The sequence below is a fragment of the Luteimonas suaedae genome (genome assembly GCF_008312895.1).
Classification (GTDB): Bacteria; Pseudomonadota; Gammaproteobacteria; order Xanthomonadales; family Xanthomonadaceae; genus Luteimonas; species Luteimonas suaedae.
Map to the genome: position 1 here is coordinate 159,281 of NZ_VSSP01000005.1, position 18,802 is coordinate 178,082.

Here is an 18,802-nt window from a genome sequence, read left to right on the forward strand (position 1 = left end):
CCCGGGTGGCGGGTGTGCACCGATGGCTCGGGTTGGCAGGCAAGCGTTGCCATCGCCGCATGGTCTCATGTCGATGGTGCCGGCGGGCCCGCAGGACCTGCGACCGGCAGGGGAGCTACAGTTCCGGGGAGGGCGGTCGCTAATCAGTGGAGCGTTCATGGTCGTTTTCCCCGGATGGTGAACAATGGGTCCTGCCGTTCGCCACAAGGGGGCCAGATGAGCAGCTATCGGCATGGACGGAAAAGCGGCGATACCTGCAGCCGCAGGCGCTGCAGGCGCCGCCGGATCGCCGGCTTCACGCTGGTGGAGCTGGTGATCGCCATGGCGATCTTGATGGTGATCGCGATGCTGGCGATCGGCCAGTTCTCGGACTACGTCGAGCGCTCCAAGGTGGCGACCGCCAAGGCGGACATCGTGGCGATCTCCCACGACATCGAGCGCTACCGCATCATCCATGGCGCCCTGCCGGGCTCGCTTGCGGGTGTCGGCCGCGCGGGCTATCTGGATCCATGGGAGCGGCCGTACCACTACCAGGATCTCACCGGCAAGGGCGCGAAGGGCAAGGCGAGGAAGGACAAGCGGCTCAACCCGTTGAACTCGGATTTTGATCTTTTCAGCGCCGGCAAGGATGGTGTGTTCAAGACTCAGGTAGACAACAAGGACAGCCTCGACGACGTGATCCGCGCGCGCGACGGCGCGTTCATCGACCTGGCGGAAAAGTTCTGAACCCATGCCGTTGCAGTCCGGCCCTCGAATGAAGCGCGTCTTCCTGGCCACGCGGTTCGGGCGGCGCATCTTTCTGATGTTCTGCCTCGCCGCGCTGGTGCCGGCGATCACCGTGTTCTGGATGACCTGGCGCGCCTCGGCCACCGCTGCCGAGGCCTCCGCGATGCGCGGCCTGCACGAGACCAACAAGAGCTATGCGCTGGGCGTGTACCAGCGCCTGTATACGGCGCGTCAGGCGCTGGGCGCAGCCGATCCGGAGGCGCTGGAGGGCGCGGGCGGCGACATGCTGTCGATGTTCTTCAGCGACGTGGTCGTGGCCGATGCGCCCGACGGCGGCGATGCGCTGCCGACGAGCCGCTTCCGCGGGCGATTGCGCGCGGCCGGGGTCCCGCCGCGTGCGGAGGTGATGGTGCTGGCGCCGGACATGGCCGGCCAGGCACACGACGTCGTCCTGCTCAGGCGGTTCCCTGGCAACGGCCAGGGCAGCGTGATCGCCGGCCGCCTGGACCGCGCCTACCTGTGGGGGAACCCCGAGGAGATCGGCAATGCGGCGCGCATCTGCGCGCGCGCCGAGGACGGCGACGCATGGCTGTTCTGCGGCGGCGATCGCGAACCGGGCGGCGACGGCACGCGGCGGATCGAGACCGAGTGGACGCTGTTCATCAAGCCGCAGTTCGCGGCGCCCGCCTGGACCTTCGCCGCGTCGATGGAGGCGCCGGGGGCGCTGGCGCACTATTCGCGCTTCGTGGCGCCGTTGATGGCGGGCATCCTGCTGTTGGCGATGCTGCTCAGCTCGCTGCAGATCCGGCGCGTGGTCGGGCCGCTGGAGGTCCTGCTCGGCAGGATCCGCGCCTTCGGCGGCGGCGGTGCACGCACCGGGGCCGCGGTGGGGGACGAGTTCGGACTGCTGTCGGACACCTTCGACGAGATGCGCGCCCGCATCACCCAGCAACTCGATACGTTGCGGATCCTGTCGGAGATCGACCATCTGATCCTGGCCAGGGTACCGCTCGAGGAGGTGATCGAACTGGTGCTCGCCAGGATCGTGGAGATCACCGGCGGCGCCAGCGTCTGGGTGCTGCTGGCACGGCCCGAGGATGGCCCGTCCGCCGAATGCCACGCGCGCGCGCGCGGCGCCTGCGAGACCTCGGTGGCGCCGCTGCCCACGGTGCCGCCGGTGCTGCAGCGCATGTCCCCGCGGGACGGGGCCCGGGGCGTGGTGTTGCGCACCGGCGAGCTCGGGCCCGCGCTGGCGCGGAAAGGCGACGCGGACCCGGTCGAATCGCACGCCTGGGCGATCGCGCTCGGCGGCGAGGACGAAACCCGGGTCTGGCTGCTGCTGGGACGCGAGGGCAATGCGCAACCGGCGGAGACGCTCCAGGGGCAGGTGCGCGACCTGGCCGAACGGATCGCCGTTGCGGCCGCGTTCGTCAAGCACCATGACCTGCTGCTCTACCAGGCTCGCCACGATCTGCTCACCGGGCTGCCGAACCGGCTGGCCACCTTCGAGACGCTTGCCTCGGCCATCGAGGAGGCGCGGCCCTCGGCGCAGGCCTTCGCCGTGGCCTTCGTCGACCTCGACCGCTTCAAGGCGATCAACGACGGCCTGGGCCATGCACTGGGCGACGACATCCTGGTGCAGAGCGGCGAGCGCATCCGCGCCAGCCTGGCGCCGGGCGACTTCGTGGGCCGGTTCGGCGGCGACGAGTTCTTCGTCATCCTCCGCGGCGCCTCGCGGCCGGAGCTGGTGACCGCGGCGATGGCACGGATGGACGAGGCGTTCGCGCGGCCGATCATGGTCGGGCATCGCGAGTTCCACCAGCGCTTCAGCGCCGGCGTGGCGTTCTTTCCGCGCGACGGGATCGAGGCCGGCACCCTGGTGCGCAATGCCGACGTCGCGATGTACCGGGCCAAGCAGACCGGCGGCGCGCGCACCGCGTTCTTCGAGACCGAGATGAACCAGCGCGCGGAAGAGCGCGTGCAGATGGAGAACGAATTGCGCACGGCCATCCAGGAGGGGCAGATCGAGCTGCACTACCAGCCCCGCGTGGACAGCCGCGACGACCGCATCGTCGGCGTCGAGGCGCTGGCACGCTGGATGCACCCGAGCCGAGGCGTCGTCCCTCCCGACGCGTTCATCGGGCTGGCCGAGGAGTGCGGGCTGATCGAGCCGCTGGGGAAGCTGGTGCTCGACAAGGCCTGCCGGCAGTTGGCCGAATGGCAGCGGATGGGCTTCGAACTCGGGGTGATGGGCGTCAACGTCTCCGGCCACCAGCTGCGCTCCGGACGCCTGTGCGGCTACGTGAAGGAGACGATCGCCGCCAGCGGCATCGCACCGGAGCGCCTGGAACTGGAGGTCACCGAGACCATGCTGGTACTGGACAGCGATTCCGGGATGGCGCAGCTGCAGTCGATCCGCGAGCTCGGGGTGAAGGTGGCGATCGATGACTTCGGCACCGGCTACTCGTCGCTGGCGTATCTGACGCGCCTGCCCAGCGACACACTCAAGATCGACCGCGCCTTCGTGGTCGACCTGCAGGGCGGCGATGCCGCGGTCGAGGCCGTGGTGCGCTCGATCATCGCCATCGCCCGCGATCTGGGCAAAGGCGTGGTGGCGGAAGGACTGGAATCGATGGAGCAGGTGCGCATGATGCGCGCATGGGGCTGCCACGTGATCCAGGGCTACGTGTACGCTCGGCCGCTGACGGCCCACGGCATCACCGGAATACTGCTCAACGGCGGGATCGTCACCCCGGCGGACGCGCCGAGCCCACCGCGGTGATCGACACCGGCGCCGGCGCGTGAACGGCGCGCCCGGAGCGGGCGCTCAGTCTTCCTCCTGGCGTGGGCGCCAGCTCTCCGTCAGCTTCTGCTGCACCTGCGGCGGCACCGGTTCGTAGTGGCTGAAATCGATCGCGTAGCGGCCGCGGCCGGCGGTGATCGACTTCAGCTCGGCGGCGTAGCCTTCCAGTTCCGACAGCGGCACCTGCGCCTTGACCACGATCTCGCCGCCCTTGGCGGCATCGGTGCCGTTGATGCGCGCGCGCTTGCTGGCCAGGCCGCCGCTGATGTCGCCCATGTGCGCCTCGGGCGCGTGCACCTCGAGGTCGACGATCGGCTCGAGCACCTGCGGCCGGGCCTTGCCGGCGGCGTCGAGGAAGGCCTTGCGCCCGGCCGCCACGAACGCGACCTCCTTGCTGTCGACCGGGTGGTGCTTGCCGTCGTACACCGTCACCCGCAGGTCCTGCATCGGATAGCCGGCGACCGCGCCGCTGCGCAGCACCTCGCGCACGCCCTTCTCCACGGCCGGGATCAGCTGGCCCGGGATCACCCCGCCCTTGACCTCGTCGACGAACTCGAAGCCGCCGCCACGCGGCAGCGGCTCGATGCGCAGGAACACCTCGCCGAACTGCCCGGCGCCGCCGGTCTGCTTCTTGTGGCGATGATGGCCCTCGGCCTTCGCGCCGATGGTCTCGCGATAGGCGATGCGCGGCGGCCGCGTGCGCACCTGCACGCTGTGGCGCTCGCGCAGCCGGTCGAGGTTGATGCGCAGGTGCAGGTCCGAGAGCCCGTGGATCACGGTCTCGTTGGTCTCCTCTTCGTGCTCGACCCGGAAGCAGGGGTCCTCCTCGGCCAGCTTGTGCAGGGCGTTGGCGAGCTTCTGTTCGTGCCCCTTGCTGGCGGCCTCGATCGCCAGTCCGAACATCGGCTGCGGGAACTGCAGCGGCGCCAGGTGGATGTGGTCCTCGTCGTGACTGTCGTGCAGCACCGCATCGAAATGCAGTTCGTCGACCTTGGCCACCGCGGCGATGTCGCCCGGCACGGCGCGATCGATCTCCACGTGGTCCTTGCCCATCAGCTTGAACAGGTGCCCGACCTTGAACGGCTTGCGGCCATCGTCGACGAACAGCTGGGTGTCCTTCTTCAGCGTGCCCTGGTAGACGCGGAAGATGCCGAGCTTGCCGACGAAGGGATCGTTGACGATGCGGAACACGTCGGCGATCACATGCGCATCGGGATCGGGCGAGAGCGTCACCGGCGCGGCATCGGCGCCGGCGCCCTTGAGGAACTGCGGTGGATTGCCCTCGCCGGGATGCGGGAACAACCGTTCGGCGGCGTCGAGCAGTTCCTTCACGCCGGCGCCGGTGCGTGCCGAGACGAAGCACACCGGCACCAGGTGTCCCTCGCGCAGGCACTGCTCGAAGGCGTCATGCAGCTCCTGGCCGGACAGGCCCTGCTCGCCGAGGTCGAGGTAGCGGTCCATCACCGTCTCGTTGATCTCGACCACCTGGTCGAGGATCTTCCGGTGCCAGTCGGCAACCGGGCCGAGATCGCTGTCGCCGTCGGTCCGGCCGAAGCAGTCGACCACCCGCGCGCCATCGTCCGCCGGCAGGTTGAGCGGCAGCAGCTCCGGACCGAACTCGCCGCGCAGCTCGTCCAGCACGCGCGCGCAGTCGGCCCCGTCGGCGTCGATGCGGTTGACGACGACTGCGCGGCACAGGCTGCGCTCGCCGGCGCGTTCCATCATCCGGTGGGTGCCGTACTCGACCCCGGTGACGGCGTCGACGACGATCGCGACGGTCTCCACTGCCGCCAGCGCCGACAGGGTGGGGCCGCGGAAATCCGGATAGCCGGGGGTATCGATCAGGTTGACGTGGATGCCGCGGTGGTCAGTGCTGGCGATGGCGGCGTCGATGGAGTGGCCGCGCTCCTTCTCCAGCGGATCGTGGTCGGACACGGTGTTGCCGCGTTCGACGGTGCCTGCCGTGGAAAGGGTGCCGCCGGCATGCAGCAGGGCTTCGAACAGGGTTGTTTTGCCGGCGCCCGGGTGGCCTGCGAGGGCGATGTTGCGGATGTCCGATGTCGAGTAGGGCATGTGGCCGCTCCTCCCTGGGTGAGGGGATAGACGAGGCCGTCATGGCTGTCCGCGGGGAGAAGCGCTGCCGCCGGAGCGGACGCTCGGCGGGCGGTCATGGCGGGAGGGCACAGTAACGCCTGCGCGAACGCAGCGTCCCGTTGCAGCGCAGCAATGCAACGCGGACGTAACGCGGGCAAGGGTAGTTTGTCCGGATCGGCGCCCGCCAATCATTCCATCCTGCAAGGAGATCGATCCATGGGTATTTCGCGCAACGCCACCGCACATTGGGAGGGCGACCTCAAGTCCGGCAAGGGCAGCCTCAGCACGCCGCAGAGCGGATTGCTGGACGGCGTCCGCTACGGCTTCAACACGCGCTTCGGCGACGAAAAGGGCACCAATCCGGAAGAACTGATCGCCGCGGCGCATGCCGGCTGCTTCACCATGGCGTTGTCGGCCAAGCTGACCGAGGCCGGGCATCCGCCGGAGTCGGTGGATACCCGGGCCGAAGTCGACCTGTCGATGGAGGGTGGACCGACCATGACCGAGATCCGCCTGAAGACCAAGGCCAAGGTGCCGGGCATCGACGACCAGAAGTTCCGCGCCATCGCCGACGACGCCAAGCAGAACTGCCCAGTGTCGAAGGCGCTGTCGGCGGTGCCGATCACGCTGGAGGCGGAACTGCTCGGCTGATTTTTCGAAGCGGACGCGTTGTGGTGGGCCAAGGCCCACCATGATCTGTTGCCTCCAGCTAGCGCGTGCCGTCACTCGCCCAGCGTCAGGCTGAGCATCACGCGGCGGGCCGGCTCCCAGGACTGCAGACCGCTGCTGCCTGCCGACCATGCATACCGATCGGCGGCGTTATACACCCGCAGCCGCCATTGCGCCGGGATCCGCCCCAGCGCAAACCGGTAGCGCGCGCCGACATTGAGCAAGGCGTAGCCGGACGTGTACGTGTGGCCGTGGGCATCGGCCGGTGCGCGGCCGTACCAGGTGGCGTCGGCGTCGAACGACACCCGTTCCCACGCCGGCGGCCGATAGCTGAAGCTGGCCAGCGCCAGCGTCGACGAACGCCCCACCGGGCGCTCGCCGATGACGCCGGCCTCGACCAGCGCGCCTTCCAGCCGCGGCCGCAGCCATGACACGCCGGCGACCACGTGCAGGCGCTCGGTGACCTGGCCGGCAGCCGACAACTCCACCCCGCGATGGCGCACGTCGGTAAGGAAGCGGTAGACGCCGTCGGCATCCAGGCCCGGTTCCGGCTTGCCGATCTCGAACGCAGTGGCGACCACCGCCAGCCCGGCCGCCGCCTGCCATTTGATGCCCAGCTCCGACTGCCGCGCCATCGCCGGCGGCAGCACCTCGAAGCGGTTGGCGGCGTTCTGCGGCGCGGTGCCCGCTTCCTCGATCCCGCGCGTGGTCGAGGCGAACGCGGTGAGCGTCGGCGACAGCGGCAGCACCAGCGACGCGTTGTGCAGCCATTGCGCCGAGGTGCGGCTGGCGGCCGCGCCGTCGGCGGACCAGGAGGATTCATCCAGGCGCACGCGGCGCAACCCCAGGTTGACCGCCAGTCCACTGCGGCGCAGGTGCTGCCAGCCAAGCGCGAGTTCGTCCTGGTCGATGCCGGCGTGGGAATGCGCGCCCCCCGGGTCGTCCGGCGGCGGTGCGTGCGGAATGGGCTCGAATAGCGATACCCGGCCAAGATCGATGGTCTGCACGCGCGGATTGCGGTAGTCGGACCGTCGTGCGCGCGCGGCGAGGGTCAATACGTCGCGCCGCGTTTCGCCGCTCCAGTCGCGCCGGGCGGCCGCCTCGTAGGCGCGGGCGAAGACCTCGCGGTCGCGGGCGACCACGGTGGAGGCGCTGGCGTCGCCGCCCGCGGTGACATCGCGGAACAGGTTGTAGTCCGAACGCGGGCGGTCGACGCGCGAGTGGATGTCGGAGAAGGAGAAGTTCCAGGCGTCGGGACGTGCGCGTGACCGCAGCAGGGCGCCGTAGGTGGTGTTGCGGGTGTCGAAGCGCGACCACGGCTGTCCCGGGTAGCGCAGCCGGTCCGGTTGCGGCAGTGCATGCGCGCCAGCCGGCTGGAAGCCGGCATCGGCCTGGTAGGCCTGATCGTAGACGCCGTAGAAGACGGTGGCTTGCCAGTCGTCGCCGATCTCGAAACGCGGCACCAGTCCGAGGCTGTGGTAGCGCGCTTCGTTGCCGAAGATGTAGCGGGCACTGGGCGATCCGAGTACGCCGCCGGACAGCGATGCGCGCCCGTCTTCGCTGCGACGGCTGAAATGGCCGCGCAGGTAGGGGCGCGGGTTGCTGTCGAGCAGGTGCTGGAAGCCGAGCTCCAGGCGTGCGCGTTCTTGGGTGACGTCCGGCAGGCGGTACTGCACGATTCCGGACGGCGCAGGAAAGTCGACCGGCAGGGCGGCCGGTCCGACCAGGATCCGGGCGCCATCGACGATGGTGTCCGGCGGTGGCGCCGCGCGCACGAAGTACGCGCCGTCGATCCGGTAGTTGCCCGCCTGCTGCAGGTTGAAGCCGCGGACCAGTGACTCGGAGTACAGGCCGATGCTCTCCTGGCCGATGCGGCTGCCGAAGGCGTCGTCGGCTTCGCCGATGACGTCCTGCTGCGCGAGGATGGGGGCGGGCAGAGCGGCGAGGCCGGCGACGGCGAGTGTCAGCGCAGTTGAAGCGCAGCGGAAGGAACGGCGGGTGCGATGCGTCATGGAATCGTGCGGATGGGCGACGGCGACGATCGTGGAGCGCCACGGGCCGTTGACATAGCGCACCGATCGATGATGAGGTGTGCGCCATATGCACAGCTTGCAATCGCTACCGCCGCTCGAGGCGCTGGCGGCGGTGATCGCGGCCCAGCGCTCCGGCTCGTTCACCGCCGCCGCCGAATCGCTCGACCTCACCCATGGTGCGGTCAGCCGCCGGGTGCAGGCTGTCGAGCATTGGCTGGGCACGCCGCTGTTCGAGCGTCACGGCCGCGGCGTGCGGATCACGCCGGCCGGCCAGCGCTTCGTCGCCCAGGTGGAACAGGCGCTGGCGAGCATCCGCGAGTCGGCGGATCGCTGGCGGCCGCGTCGCGACCTGCCGGTGGTGCGGCTGAGCGTGGTGCCGTCGTTCGCGCGCCTGTGGCTGATGCCGAGGTTGCCGGAGCTGCAGGGCCTGCCGCCGGTCTGCCGGATCGAACTGCAGATCGAACACCGGGTCGCTGACCTGGCCGCGGAGCAGAGCGACCTGGCGATCCGATACGGTCGTGGGCGCTGGCGCGGCGTGGAAAGCCGCCTGCTGTTCTCCGAGCGGCTGTATCCGGTGGCGGCGCCGGCGCTCGCCGCCGAACTCGGTGCTGCCGGAGCGGCGCGCATCGCGGAGCTGCCGCTGCTGCACGATTCGGATACCAGCCAGTGGCGCGCATGGATGCGCGCGTGCAAGGCGCCGTTCCGGACCAAGGCGGCCGACCGCCGGTTCGAGGACTACGATCTGGTGCTGGCCGCGGCGCGCGTGGGATTGGGCGTCGCCCTGCTGCGCGCGCCGCTGGTCGACGATGCGCTCGCGGATGGCAGCCTGGTGCGGGTCGCGCGCGCGGAGATCCGCAATGTGGCCGGCCATTACCTGGTCTGCGCGCCGGGCGAAGCACGCGCGCCGGTGGCGCAACTCGCCGCACGCCTGCTGACCACGACCGCGGCGCTACGGCGATGACGCCGGCGGTGCTGTTCCTGCACGGCGCCGGGGCCGGCGGCTGGGAATGGAACGTCTGGCGCGCCGTGTTCGAGGCGGCGGGGCTGGCCACCGCCGCACCGGACCTGCAACCGGCCGCTTCGGGCCTGGCGCATACCACGCTGGACGACTATGCCGCGCAGGCGCGGGCTGCATTGCAAGCGCTGCCGCGACCACGCGTGCTGGTCGGCGCCAGCCTCGGCGGACTGCTGGCCGCGATGTGCGCGCACGAGGCCGATGCACTGGTGCTGGTCAATCCGCTGCCGCCCGCGCCGTGGCACGAGGAATTGCCGCCACGCGCTTGGCCAGCGATCGTGCCCTGGCGACACGAAGTGCGGCTCGCCTCGACCCGGCGTGCGCTGCCCGATGCCGACGAGGCCACCGCCCTGTACGCCTTTCGCCATTGGCGCGACGAGAGCGGTCGGGTGCTGGGCACCGCGCACGCAGGCGTGGCGATCGAACGGCCATCATGCCCGCTGCTGTGCATGACCTCGACCGTCGACGACGACGTCCCGCCGGCGGTCACCGCAGCGCTGGCCGCGGCATGGGGCGCCGACCTCCTGCGATCGCCCGCGATCAGCCACGTCGGTCCGTTGCTCGGGCGCGACGCAGCCGCTGCAGCGCAGCAGGCGCTGGCATGGTGCCGGGGTTCGAAAAAGCCGGCCAACGTCATCTCGTCATGAGCCGGGCTAGCAGGCAGTGGTCGCCCCTCTGCTCTTGCGAATCCCCATTCCCCAATCCCCAATCCCGGCCCTTATAGTGTCCGCTTTCGGACACGGAGCGATTCGATGCGCCGCACCCTGTGTTTCCTCGCCGCCATCGCCCTCGCGGCCGGCGCCGCGCAAGCCGCGGAACTGCGCCTGCTGACCGCGGCGCGTATCCACACCGCCGACCCGGCGTCGCCGACGGCCGAGGCGCTGGTCTGGGATGACGCCGGCCGCATCCTCGCGGTCGGCAGCGCCGAAGACCTGCGCCAACGTCATCCGCAGGCCGAGACGATCGATCTCGGCGATGCGGTGGTGGTTCCCGGCCTGATCGACGCGCACGCGCACCTGATGAACCTCGGCTACGCACTGATGAGCGCGGATCTGGCCGGCGCGCGCAGCAAGGACGAAGTGATCGAGCGCCTGCAGGCCTATGCCGAGGATCTGCCCGAGGGCGCCTGGCTGCACGGGCGCGGCTGGGACCAGAACCTGTGGCCGGAAAAGGCGTTCCCCACCGCGGCCGATCTCGACGCGGCGTTCCCGGATATCCCGGTGTGGCTGGAGCGTGTCGACGGCCATGCCGGCTGGGCCAACTCGGCCGCGTTGCGCGCCGCCGCGCAGCGGGACGGTGCGCCCGCGCTCGACGGCGAGTGGCAGCCGGACGGCGGCCGCATCGTGCGTGAGGACGGCGCACCGAGCGGCGTGTTCGTCGATGCGGCGATGGCGCTGGTGGAGGATGCGGTCCCGGCGCCGGACGCGGCGCTGCGCGAGCAGGCACTGGAGCGCGCACTGGCCGCGGCGGTGCGCAACGGCCTGACCGGCGTGCACGACATGGGCGTTTCGCGTGCCGACCTGGCACTGTACCGCCGCTTCGCCGGTGCCGGGCGCCTGCCACTGCGGATCTCGGCCTATGCCGATGGCGACGGCGGCGCGCTCGACGACCTGTGCCGCGAAGGCCTGTACCGGCACGCGGGCGGTCGCCTGCGCATGCAGGGCGTCAAGCTGTACATGGACGGTGCGCTCGGCAGTCGCGGCGCCGCGCTGCTGGCCGACTACAGCGACGAGCCCGGCAACGACGGCCTGCTGCTGACCGAGCCGGAGGCATTCGCCGCCGCGGTGCGCAAGGCCCGTGGCTGCGGCGTGCAGGTTGCCACGCACGCGATCGGCGACCGCGGCAACCGTCTCGTGCTCGATACCTACGCCGAAGCGCTCGGCACGCGTGCCGAAGGCGATCACCGCTGGCGCGTCGAGCACGCACAGATCGTGGCGCTGCAGGACATCCCGCGCTTCGCGCAGCTGCACGTCATCGCGTCCATGCAGCCCACGCACGCCACTTCCGACATGCCCTGGGCCGGCGATCGCCTCGGCGAGGAGCGGCTTGCGGGCGCCTACGCCTGGCGGCGTTTCCTCGACGCCGGCGCGCGGCTGGCGCTGGGTTCCGATTTTCCGGTGGAGTCGGTCGATCCGCGCCTGGGTTTGTATGCGGCGGCGACGCGGCAGGATCGCGACGGGCAGCCGCCGGGCGGCTGGCTCGCCGAGCAGAAGCTGACGACTGCCGAGGCGTTGCGTGGATTCACCGCCGACGCCGCCTACGCCGGCCGCGCCGAGGACGAGGTCGGGCGCCTGTCGCCGGGCCTGCGCGCGGACTTCGTGGTGCTGGCGGAGGATCCGCTGACGGTGCCGGTCGAGCGTCTCGACGAGCTGACGATCCGGTCGACCTGGGTGGATGGGGCGCCCGTGTACGAAGCGGAGTGAAGCGCCACAAAAAAAGCATCGGTGTCGTTGCGTAGGAGCGCGCCATGCGCGCGATGCCGCGGGCGTTTCGCCGTCCGCACATTCTGGTGACCGGTGCGTCTGCCGGTCCAGAATTGCGGTATCCACCGGATCCTGCCGGCACTCGCGGCATCGCGCGTATGACGCGCTCCTACGAAGAGCGCGAGTGCTACCAGCCGATTTCGCCGTGCACCACGCTGACCGCATGGCCGCCGGACCAGATCTCGCCGTCGGTGTCGACCTGCAGTTCCAGCGTCGCGTCGTAGCCGACCTCGCGCCCCTGGCTGGCGCGATAGCGGCCGTCCGCGCCCGGCAACGCGTCGCGCGTGGCTAGCCACGCCGCCAGGGTGGCGTTGGCTGCGCCCGAGGCGGCATCCTCGAAGCGCGCGGGCGCGCCGACCCAGGCACGCACGGCGAGGTCGTGACCGCTGCCGGCATCGGCGCGCGCGAACACGCACAGGCCCATGCTCTCGGTCGATTCGGCCAGCAGGCCGATCGCGTCCCAGTCCGGGGTCGCGCTGCGCAGGGTGCGCTCGTCGGCGAGTTCGGCCAGCCACCAGCGGCGGCCGCCGTCCATCAGCACCGGCGGCAGCCGCCCGGGCAGCAGGCCGTCGAGGACGTGGCGCAGGCGCGGATCGCCGCGTTCGGTCGTCTCCAGCACGCTGGCGCGCGGCGTACGCACCGCGATCGTGCGTGCAGTGCCGTCGCCCAGCACCCGCAACGGCAGCAGGCCGGCGATGCCTTCCTGCACCAGCAGGCCGTCGCGCGGCGCGATGCGGCCGGCTTCGAGCAGCGCGTGCGCGGTGCCGACGCTGGGGTGGCCGGCGAACGGCACCTCGCGACGCGGGCTGAACATGCGGATGCGGTAATCGGCTTCCGCGCTGGTCGGCGGGAACACGAACGTGGTTTCCGGCAGGCGGGTCCAACGCGCGATCGCCTGCATGGTGTCGTCGTCCATGCCCTCGGCATCGAAGACCACGGCGAGCGGATTACCGGCGCCCGGACGATCGGCGAACACGTCCAGCTGCACGAAGCGGCGTGAAGTCATGGGGAGGCAGGTTGTGGGAGGGGGGAGATCGCGCAGCTTACCAATCGGGGCGGCCGTGGCGATGCCCACGGGTTCCAGCCCCCGGCCACGGCGCCCGGGTTTGCCTGGCGGGACCGGACGCCGGAACCGGCAGCAGCGGAGCGGGCTCCGCTCTACAATGCGCAGCTTCGTGCGTCCATTCCGGATGCCTTCGCCTTGCCGCCGCCGATGCCTCTTCCAGACCCTTTGCAGACCCACTGGATCGTTCTCAAGTTCGGTGGCACCAGCGTGTCGCAACGCACGCGCTGGGACACCATCGGCCAGCTGGCGCAGGCGCGCGGCCGGCAGCACGACGCGCGCGTGCTGGTGGTCGTTTCGGCGCTGGCCGGCACCACCAACGCGCTGCAGGCGATCGCCGACGGCGTGGCGGATCCGTCGGCGCATGTGGCGGCGCTGGCGCAGCGGCATCGCGATTTCGCCGCCGAACTCGGGCTCGACGCCGATGCGGTGCTGCAGGAGCGGCTGGCCGCGCTGCACGCACTGGCCACGGACGGACGCGCCGCCACGCGCCCGCTCGACTGGCAGGCCGAGCTGCTGGCGCAGGGCGAGCTGCTGTCCTCGACGCTCGGCGCCGCGTACCTGCGCACGCAAGGGCTGGCGTTCGGCTGGTGCGACGCCCGCGACTGGCTGGACGCGCTGGCGCTGCCGAACCAGAGTGCGTGGTCGCGGCGGCTGTCGGTGGCGTGCCGGCGCGAAGCCGACGACGCCTGGCGCGCGCGCTTCGGCGCGCAGCCGGCGCCGCTGCTGCTGACCCAGGGCTTCATCGCCCGTCACGGCGACGGCGGCACCGCGGTGCTCGGCCGCGGCGGCTCCGACACCTCGGCTGCGCTGTTCGGCGCATTGCTGCGCGCGCGGCGGGTCGAGATCTGGACCGACGTGCCCGGCATGTTCAGCGCCAATCCGCGCGAGGTGCCGGACGCCCGCCTGCTCACGCGCCTGGACTACGCCGAGGCGCAGGAAATCGCCACCACCGGCGCCAAGGTGCTGCATCCGCGCGCGCTCGGCCCCTGCCGCGACGCCGGGGTGCCGCTGGCGATCCTCGATACCGCCCGCCCCGACCTGCCGGGCACCAGCATCGACGGGTCGGCCGCGACCGTGCCGGGCGTCAAGGCGATCAGCCGCCGCAACGGCATCGTGCTGGTGTCGATGGAGACGGTGGGCATGTGGCAGCAGGTCGGCTTCCTGGCCGAGGTCTTCGAGCGCTTCCGCGTGCACGGGCTCTCGATCGACCTGATCGGATCGTCGGAGACCAACGTCACCGTCTCGCTCGATCCCAATGACAACCTGGTCAGCACCGACGTGCTCGCGCGGCTCTCGGAGGACCTGGCACGGTTCTGCCGGGTCAAGGTGATCGCGCCGTGCGCGGCGATCACCCTGGTCGGGCGCGGCATGCGTTCGCTGCTGCACAAGCTGTCGGACGTGTGGGCGGCGTTCGGGCGCGAGCGCGTGCACCTGATCTCGCAGTCGTCGAACGACCTCAACCTGACCTTCGTCATCGACGAGGCCGACGCCGAAGGCCTGCTGCCGCAGCTGCACGCGCAGCTGATCGGCAGCGGCGCGATGCCGGTGCGCAACGTCGAGGTGTTCGGCCCGCGCTGGCGCGAGATCGCCGGCGCGCTGCGCCCGCGCGAGACGCCGTGGTGGCGCGGCGAACGCGAACGCCTGCTGGCGCTGGCGACACCCGGCACGCCGCGCTACGTCTACCACCTGCCCACGGTGCGCGCCCGCGCCCGCGCGCTGGCGGCGATCGAAGCGGTCGATCGCCGCTACTACGCGATCAAGGCCAATTCCCATCCGGCGATCCTTGCCGCCCTGGTGGAGGAGGGCTTCGGGCTGGAATGCGTATCGCTGGCGGAACTGCGGCACGTGTTCGATGCGGTGCCGGCGCTGACGCCTGACCGCGTGCTGTTCACGCCCAGCTTCGCCCCGCGTGCCGAATACGATGCGGCGTTCGCGCTCGACGTGACGGTGACGCTGGACAACGTCGAGGCGCTGCAGCGCTGGCCGGAGACCTTCCGCGGCCGCGCGCTGTGGCTGCGCGTGGACCTCGGCCGCGGCGAGGGTCACCACGAGAAGGTGCGCACCGGCGGGCTGGCCTCCAAGTTCGGGCTGCCGGTCGCGCGGATCGAGACATTCCTCGCCGCCGCGCGTGCGCTCGACGCGCGCGTCACCGGCCTGCATGCGCACCTGGGCAGCGGCGTGGAGACGGCGCAGCACTGGCGCTCGGTCTGCGACGAGCTCGGCGGCATCGCCGAGCGCTTCGGCAGCATCGAGACCATCGACATCGGTGGCGGCCTGCCGATTCCCTACCAGGACGACGACGAGCCGTTCGACCTCGACGCCTGGAGCGCCGGCCTGGCCGAAGTGAAGTCTGCCTATCCGAACTACCGTCTGGCGATCGAGCCCGGCCGCTACCTGGTGGCCGAGTCCGGCGTGCTGCTGATGACCGCCACACAGGTGGTGGAGAAGGGCGGCATCCGCCGCGTCGGCGCCGATGCCGGCATGAACGCGCTGCTGCGTCCGGCGCTGTACGACGCCTATCACGGCGTCCACAACCTGACGCGGCTGGAGGAGGCGGCCGACGTCGCCTTCGACGTGGTCGGCCCGATCTGCGAGTCCGGCGACGTCTTCGGCAAGCAGCGCCGGCTGCCGGCCGCCACCGCCGAGGGCGACGTGCTGCTGATCGCCGACGCGGGCGCCTACGGTTTCGTCATGGCCAACACCTACAACCTGCGGGCACTGCCGGCGCAGGAGGTGCTGGCATGAGCGGCTGGACGTTCGCCCGCGACGCGATCCGCGCGTTCCGCTTCGTACACTGCGGCTTTGACCAGCAAAGCGGCGTGGCGCAGCTGGTCTACGCCTTCGACGACGGCCCGGAGCTGGTGGAGACGGTCACCGTGCCGGGGGCGCCGTTCGAACTGGACGCGGCGCGCGCCGCGGCTGCCGGACGCGCGCTGCGTCTGCTGCACCTGGTCGCCGGGGTGAGCTACTACAAGGCCGCGGTGCCGGCCGAGATCCGCATCGACGATGCTGCGATCGATGCGGAGACGGCGGCGCTGCTGGAAGAAATCTACGTACACGGCCTGGGCGAGTTCGCCTACCGCAACGGGCTGGACCTGCATGGGCGCATCAGCTTTCCGGCGGCCTCTGTAGGAGGGGCTTCAGCCCCGACAGCCCCAGACAGCCCCATCGGTGGCGGCCCTGGTGGCCGCGCGACCGCGCGCCATGAAGGGAAACAACGGCAGAGGACACCTGCCGGCGACTTGCACGGGGTCGGGGCTGAAGCCCCTCCTACAGGGGAGGCAGCGCCCGCCATCGGCCTGCGCCAGCACGCGCTGGTCGCGATCGGCGGCGGCAAGGATTCGCTGGTGTCGATCGAGGCGCTGCGCGCGGCTGGCGTGGCGCAGACCGTCACCTGGATCGGTGGCTCGCAACTGATCCGCGCCTGCGCCGAACGCACCGGCCTGTCGACGCTCAACATCGACCGCCAGCTGGCACCGGAGCTGTTCGACTACAACCGCCAGGGCGCCTGGAACGGGCATATCCCGGTGACCGCGATCAACTCGGCGATCCTCGCCTTCGCCGCGATCCTGCAGGGCGTCGACCAGGTGGTGTTCTCCAACGAGCGTTCGGCCAGCTACGGCAGCCTGATCGAAGGCACCGGCGAGGTGAACCACCAGTGGTCGAAAGGCTGGACCTTCGAACGCGACTTCGGCGCCTACCTGCAGCGCCACGTCGCCGCCGATCTGCACTACTACTCGCTGCTGCGGCCGTTCTCGGAACTGGCGGTGGCGCGGCAGTTCGCCAGGAGCGACCGCTACGACGCGCATTTCTCCAGCTGCAACCGCAACTTCCACCTGCTCGGCGAGCGCCCGGTCAACCGCTGGTGCGGGATCTGCCCGAAATGCCACTTCGTGTTCCTGGCGCTGGCGCCGTTCATGCCCAAGCCGCGGCTGGTGGCGATTTTCGGCCGCAACCTGCTCGACGACGCGGAGCAGGTCCCCGGCTACGATGCGTTGCTGGAATACCGCGACCACAAGCCGTTCGAATGCGTCGGCGAGGCTCGCGAGTCGCGTGCGGCGATGGCCGCGTTGGCGCGACGGCCGGAGTGGCGCGAGGACGCGGTGATCAAGCGTTTCGAGCGCGAGATCGCGCCGCAGCTCGATGCGCAGGAACTGGCCATCGCGCCACTGCTGCGGGTCGACGACACCCACCGGATCCCGGCACCGCTGTGGGAGCGGCTGCGTGCGCATTTCGCAGCTTGAAGGGCGCCGCGTTGCGCTGTGGGGCTGGGGCCGCGAAGGTCGGGCGGCTTATCGCGCGTTGCGCGATAGGGAATCGGGAATCGGGAATCGGGAATCGGGAACAGCAAAGGCAAAGGCGGACGTAGGGTCGATGCGGCCGCTGACGCTGTTCTGCACGGGCGAGGAAGCCGTCGAAGTCCGTGCGCTGGGCGATGTGGCGCTGACGGTGGAGACGGAGGCGACGGCGGAGCGGTTGGCGGCGTTCGATGTGGTGATCAAGTCGCCCGGCATCAGCGCCTACCGGCCCGAGGTGCTGGCCGCGGCGGAGCGGGGCACGTGCTTCGTCGGCAGCACTGCATTGTGGTTCGCCGAGCGCGCCGACGCGCGCACGCTGTGCGTCACCGGCACCAAGGGCAAGAGCACCACCAGCGCGCTGCTGGCACACCTGCTGCGTGCCGGCGGGCAACGCACCGCATTGGCCGGCAACATCGGCCTGCCGCTGCTGGAACTGATCGATGACCAGGCCGACGCCTGGGTGATCGAACTGTCCAGCTACCAGACCCGTGATGTCGCGTCTTCTGGGGTGCGGCCGGAGATCGCGGTGGTCACCAACGTCTTTCCGGAGCACCTGGACTGGCACGGTGGCGAGCAGCGCTACGTCGAGGACAAGCTGGCGCTCGTGGCCGAGGCGTGCCCGCGCGTGGCGGTGCTCAACGCCGAGGATCCGAGACTGGCGGCACTGGGCGAACAGATCGATTCGCGTGTGGGAGTGGCAGCGGCACGCCGCCGCCGGGGAGTCGCGACAGCCGGTGCGGCCGGTGTGGTGCGATGGTTCAACCGTGCGGACAGCTGGCACCTGCGCGGCGGCATGCTCCACCGCGGCGAGCTGGCCGTGCTCGATACCGCCGGGCTGCCGCTGCCCGGCCGCCACAATCTCGGCAACCTGTGCGCGGCGCTGACGGCGATCGACGCGTTCGGCCTCGATGCCGCCGCACTGGCGCCGCACGCCGCCTCGTTCGTGCCGCTGCCGCACCGGCTGCAGGCGCTGGGCGAGCGCGACGGCATCGCCTGGGTCAACGATTCGATCAGCACCACGCCGCACGCCAGCCTGGCGGCGCTGGAGGTGTACCGCGACGCGCGGGTGGCGATCCTGCTCGGCGGCCACGACCGGGGCGTGGACTGGCACGCGTTCGCCGATCGCCTGCGCGAGCGGCCGCCGCATGCGGTGGTGACGATGGGGCAGAACGGACCGCGGATCCACGAGGTGCTTGCCGCAGTGGCAGACGGAACATGGCGGCTCCGCGCCGCGGACGACCTGGCCGCGGCGGTCGACGCCGCCCGCGCCGCGCTCGGCGAGGCGGGTGGAGTGATCCTGCTTTCGCCGGGAGCACCCAGCTTCGGTCCGTATCGCGACTACACCGAACGCGGCCGCCATTTCGCCGCGCTGGGCGGCTTCGATCCGGACGCGATCACGGCCGTCCAGGGCCTTGGCGTTGCCTAGGAACGAGTAACGAGTGAAGTGACGTTTCGCGGGCCCCGCCGGTTTGGCGGATGCGCTTCACTCCAATCCCCGTGCGCCTTCCGGATCGGGGCCGAAGCCGGCGTTCGTGGTTGTCGTTGTTCGCCTGCCGGAGTGCGTGGGACAAATGGAGCAGCGGGCAGTGGAGGAGCCGCTTTCACCCGTTCCTCG

General features: G+C 70.8%; 11 protein-coding genes and 2 pseudogenes. 10 read left to right on the top strand and 3 right to left on the bottom strand.

The genetic code is table 11. From position 1 onward, the window contains the following. Nucleotides 1-216: 216 nt before the first annotated feature. A complete protein-coding gene (locus FXO19_RS19245) occupies nt 217-726 on the top strand; it encodes a prepilin-type N-terminal cleavage/methylation domain-containing protein (RefSeq protein ID WP_255516372.1) in 510 nt (169 codons plus the stop codon). Between the two features lie 28 nt (nt 727-754). Beyond that, the gene (locus FXO19_RS09935) at nt 755-3,508 is read left to right on the top strand and encodes a putative bifunctional diguanylate cyclase/phosphodiesterase (RefSeq protein ID WP_149194936.1); all 2,754 of its coding nucleotides are present in this window, start codon (nt 755-757) and stop codon (nt 3,506-3,508) included. Between the two features lie 45 nt (nt 3,509-3,553). Here the strand turns inward: FXO19_RS09935 and fusA are convergent, their stop codons facing one another. Continuing rightward, nucleotides 3,554-5,602, bottom strand: a complete 2,049-nt coding sequence (gene fusA / locus FXO19_RS09940) for an elongation factor G (protein WP_149194937.1) — start codon at nt 5,600-5,602, stop codon at nt 3,554-3,556. A 237-nt stretch (nt 5,603-5,839) separates the two neighbouring features. Here fusA and FXO19_RS09945 point away from each other — a divergent pair, with 237 nt between their 5' ends. After that, a complete protein-coding gene (locus tag FXO19_RS09945) occupies nt 5,840-6,274 on the top strand; it encodes an OsmC family protein (protein WP_149194938.1) in 435 nt (144 codons plus the stop codon). Nucleotides 6,275-6,345: 71 nt separating this feature from the next. Here FXO19_RS09945 and FXO19_RS09950 read toward each other — a convergent pair whose 3' ends face one another. Then, a complete protein-coding gene (locus FXO19_RS09950; RefSeq protein ID WP_149194939.1) occupies nt 6,346-8,304 on the bottom strand; it encodes a TonB-dependent siderophore receptor in 1,959 nt (652 codons plus the stop codon). A gap of 88 nt (nt 8,305-8,392) precedes the next feature. On the opposite strand from FXO19_RS09950, the gene FXO19_RS09955 reads away from it, so the two are divergent. The 3 genes from FXO19_RS09955 to FXO19_RS09965 all read left to right on the top strand — a co-directional run bounded on the left by FXO19_RS09955 (nt 8,393) and on the right by FXO19_RS09965 (nt 11,763). Beyond that, the gene (locus FXO19_RS09955) at nt 8,393-9,286 is read left to right on the top strand and encodes a LysR substrate-binding domain-containing protein (protein WP_149194940.1); all 894 of its coding nucleotides are present in this window, start codon (nt 8,393-8,395) and stop codon (nt 9,284-9,286) included. After that, nucleotides 9,283-9,987, top strand: coding sequence for an alpha/beta fold hydrolase (locus tag FXO19_RS09960; RefSeq protein WP_149194941.1), 705 nt, complete (start codon nt 9,283-9,285; stop codon nt 9,985-9,987). The genes FXO19_RS09955 and FXO19_RS09960 overlap by 4 nt, the downstream gene beginning before the upstream one ends. A gap of 105 nt (nt 9,988-10,092) precedes the next feature. Then, entirely contained in the window at nt 10,093-11,763 is a 1,671-nt protein-coding gene (locus FXO19_RS09965) for an amidohydrolase (RefSeq protein ID WP_149194942.1), read from the top strand. 187 nt (nt 11,764-11,950) lie between these two features. On the opposite strand, the gene FXO19_RS09970 is transcribed toward FXO19_RS09965, so the two are convergent. Continuing rightward, nucleotides 11,951-12,829, bottom strand: coding sequence for a PhzF family phenazine biosynthesis protein (locus FXO19_RS09970; RefSeq protein WP_149194943.1), 879 nt, complete (start codon nt 12,827-12,829; stop codon nt 11,951-11,953). A gap of 207 nt (nt 12,830-13,036) precedes the next feature. On the opposite strand from FXO19_RS09970, the gene FXO19_RS09975 reads away from it, so the two are divergent. The 4 genes and pseudogenes from FXO19_RS09975 to murD all read left to right on the top strand — a co-directional run bounded on the left by FXO19_RS09975 (nt 13,037) and on the right by murD (nt 18,613). Then, nucleotides 13,037-15,634, top strand: a complete 2,598-nt coding sequence (locus FXO19_RS09975) for a bifunctional aspartate kinase/diaminopimelate decarboxylase (RefSeq protein ID WP_149194944.1) — start codon at nt 13,037-13,039, stop codon at nt 15,632-15,634. Next, nucleotides 15,631-16,017 (top strand): annotated as a pseudogene (locus FXO19_RS19740) (MurL-like N-terminal domain-containing); the annotation flags it as partial. The gene FXO19_RS09975 and the pseudogene FXO19_RS19740, both read left to right, overlap by 4 nt. A gap of 141 nt (nt 16,018-16,158) precedes the next feature. Then, nucleotides 16,159-17,133, top strand: a pseudogene (locus FXO19_RS19745) (MurL-like N-terminal domain-containing); the annotation flags it as partial. Continuing rightward, nucleotides 17,114-18,613: a UDP-N-acetylmuramoyl-L-alanine--D-glutamate ligase gene (murD, locus tag FXO19_RS09985; RefSeq protein ID WP_149194946.1), complete on the top strand. Its 1,500-nt coding sequence runs from the start codon at nt 17,114-17,116 to the stop codon at nt 18,611-18,613. The pseudogene FXO19_RS19745 and the gene murD, both read left to right, overlap by 20 nt. Nucleotides 18,614-18,802: the final 189 nt, after the last annotated feature.